Raw genomic sequence first — 2,666 nt, 5'->3', positions numbered from 1 at the left:
TTGGTAATGATCGAGGGCGCAGGGCGCTACAGGTTGGTGGCCGACGGTGTTCCGAAGGTTTCCAGGAAAACGGTGAGATCACGTCCATTTGTCAGGTCCTTTTTGTGTGCTCAGAAGTCGGAGAAACTGTAGGGTTCGAGGGTGGCAATCTGAGAAAGCAGTATCAAGTGTTCCACTGCCTTGACTTTTTCGATATTGGCAAGCTCACTTGGTCCGCCGAACGCCAAGGCCGGAACGAAACCGTACATTTCTTCGGGTTCAAGTATGCCGAGGCTATTTTTAGCAGGCACAAACATGTCACCGAAGTCATTCGAATCCAGATCTCGACTGGCAAAGAAATTTTGCACCTCTCTGTCCATGTCGGCCGTTGTTATCTCACGCTTACTAGCAATATAACGGCCTATGTGTGGCGCGACTTTCAATGAAAATCCTGTGCTTTCACCAAACAGGTAAAGGTCGCCAAAGGCGCCTCGGGCGATGAGATGAAATCTGTCGAAGGTTGCTAGATTTGCACTCTCAAGCACAGATGCGACCACCCCCTCATACTCTTTTGGGTTCACGGTCCAAAATATTCCTTCCCCGTACCCACACCACCCATGCTCAATCCAATATTCCAGAAGTTTGTCCGGTAGCTTCCCCAAATAGTTTTCGATAGTTGATGGGGGAACCTCCTGTCTGTGCATGGGTGCTCCAGCTTCTTCGATGAAAACAGAGAATGCTTCATCCATATGATGATCTCCCGTCTGTCAGCACTTGTGTAATTTCACGTTTAAATGGCCGCTCCCGCCACCCGACCCAGCCATTTCTTCGGCGACTTGGCGGAGCCCTCCGATCCGGCTTTTCCACTGAGGGCCGATGCTCGAATTAACCTTTTTATCGCCGAAGTCAGCGATAGTGTCTCGTCCACCCGCACTAAGATCAGGGTTGTGCAACGCTGCGAGCGTTGACATCGTCTCCTTGGCTTGCGTTTCCGAAAGCTTTCTTGCTTCACGCGGCCCCATCGTTCTGGATAAGTCCTGGTGAATCCTGTCTCTTAAATTTGTGTATAGATCCCTACGTGCCTTTTTGGCAAACTTGGGGTCACATTTGATGGGGTTGTTAACATTTTCCAGGAACTCTTCAACCGTCAGGCGGTTCAATCCATCCTGTTGCCCTTTCAACTGCCGCTCAAACTCTCCATGCTTCGATGCTGGCAATTTGTCCGCCTTGAAGCACGACACCGTATGCAGCGGCATGCTACCGGGCTTCCCTGGCGACGGCTCCTTGTCCTTGCCCGTCGGCCGCTGCGGGGGTATGGATTGTGATTCAATCACTGCTCCTTTGCGCCGCTCCGGCACCTGCAGATCCGGCCGTTGCTTCAACCCCTCTTCATGCTTGAGCATCCATTGCCCCAGCCTTGCGCCTTTGCGGCTGGCTGCCGTCTCCTGTGCCAGCACCCGGGCATCGCCGCGCCCGCGGGTGAGATACGACACCATTGCCCCCAGCAGCAACACCACCACGTCCACATGGCCCAGGGCGATGTGGTGAGCAGCCCTGGAAACTGCGTGCGGGTCGTCCCTCCCGAACGGGTTCTGGCTTTCGTCCCGCGTGCCCTCCCAGGCAATGCGGATGCCATCGAGGTAGTACTTGCCGGTGCGGGGCAGGCCTTCGATAAAGAATTCGGCAATCGAGGAAAGCCCTAGTACACCCAGTATCCAGCCACTGACCTTGAGCCCGATCATCGCGCCTGTGCCGGCCAGGGGAATGGCCCCGGCCCCCGCGCCAAATACCCCGATGCCGGCGCCAATGGCAGCGCCGCTGAGGGTGCTGCCGACGACGATCATCGCCATCTCTCTCACTGCCTGGAGCAGTTCGTTGAGGATGCTGGCGATTTCCAGCTCGGCAAAGCGCCGACGCAGGATGTTGCTGGCCTGCCATTCGGCCTGGTTGAAGGCTGACTGGACAGCCCTGACCCGACGTAGGTTGAGGGCCAGTGAAGCTGCCGGTTCGTTGAGCTGGGTACGATAATGGGCGTGTCCCTGATAGCCCGTTTCATCGGCAATGCGTGATTCGATCTCGGACCACGAGGGTACGGGGTAACCAAGGTACATGGGTGTCTCCCTGACAGCGTGGGCAGGGGGAAATCCCATCATGGATCGGGTTCGGAAATTGCTGAGTCAGTCGTAGGAAAAAGGCGACTTCGTTTCCGATGTGTGAAAATTGGCGATTGGCAAGGCCGTTAGCGCAGCCTGAGCGAGTACCCCACCCAGGCCACAAAGGTCCATAATCCCCCCTTAATCCGCCCAAGGTGCAATACCCGCCACACCACTCCGGGAGCCTCCACCATGCATGTTCTGCTCTGCGAGGACGACGACCTGATCGCCGCCGGCATCTGTGCCGGCCTCACCGCCCAGGGCCTGACCGTGGACCGGGTGGGCAACGCCAAGGATGCGCGGGCGATGTTGCAGGCCGCGCAGTTCGACGTGATGATCCTCGACCTCGGCCTGCCCGACGAAGACGGCCTCAAGCTGCTGCGCCGCCTGCGTCAGCAGGGCGAGACACTGCCCGTGCTGGTGCTCACTGCCCGCGATGCAGTCACCGACCGCGTCGATGGCCTGCAGGCCGGCGCCGACGACTACCTGCTCAAGCCCTTCGACCTGCGCGAACTGGCCGCACGCCTGCATACC

Annotated in this window: 3 protein-coding genes; 1 reads left to right on the top strand and 2 read right to left on the bottom strand. The window is 57.7% G+C overall.

Going from position 1 to position 2,666, the window contains the following annotated elements; translation table 11 throughout:
- Positions 1-110: 110 nt before the first annotated feature.
- Positions 111-728, bottom strand: a complete 618-nt coding sequence (locus HP546_RS28920; protein WP_172232895.1) for a GAD-like domain-containing protein — start codon at positions 726-728, stop codon at positions 111-113.
- A gap of 18 nt (positions 729-746) precedes the next feature.
- Entirely contained in the window at positions 747-2,090 is a 1,344-nt protein-coding gene (locus HP546_RS28915; protein WP_172232892.1) for a DUF6861 domain-containing protein, read from the bottom strand.
- Between the two features lie 234 nt (positions 2,091-2,324).
- Between HP546_RS28915 and HP546_RS28910 the strand changes: the two genes are divergently transcribed.
- Positions 2,325-2,666, top strand: a 342-nt coding sequence (locus tag HP546_RS28910) for a response regulator (protein ID WP_172232889.1), incomplete at its 3' end; no start/stop codon positions are given.

It is taken from the genome of Pseudomonas sp. CM25, from assembly GCF_013179705.1.
Lineage (GTDB): Bacteria > Pseudomonadota > Gammaproteobacteria > Pseudomonadales > Pseudomonadaceae > Aquipseudomonas.
This window is presented reverse-complemented; position numbering and strand designations above follow the sequence as displayed.

Coding starts and splice junctions, on each gene's coding strand:
- HP546_RS28920 (WP_172232895.1), bottom strand. CDS start 728: ATGGATGAAGCATTCTCTGTTTTCATCGAAGAAGCTGGAGCACCCATG.
- HP546_RS28915 (WP_172232892.1), bottom strand. CDS start 2,090: ATGTACCTTGGTTACCCCGTACCCTCGTGGTCCGAGATCGAATCACGC.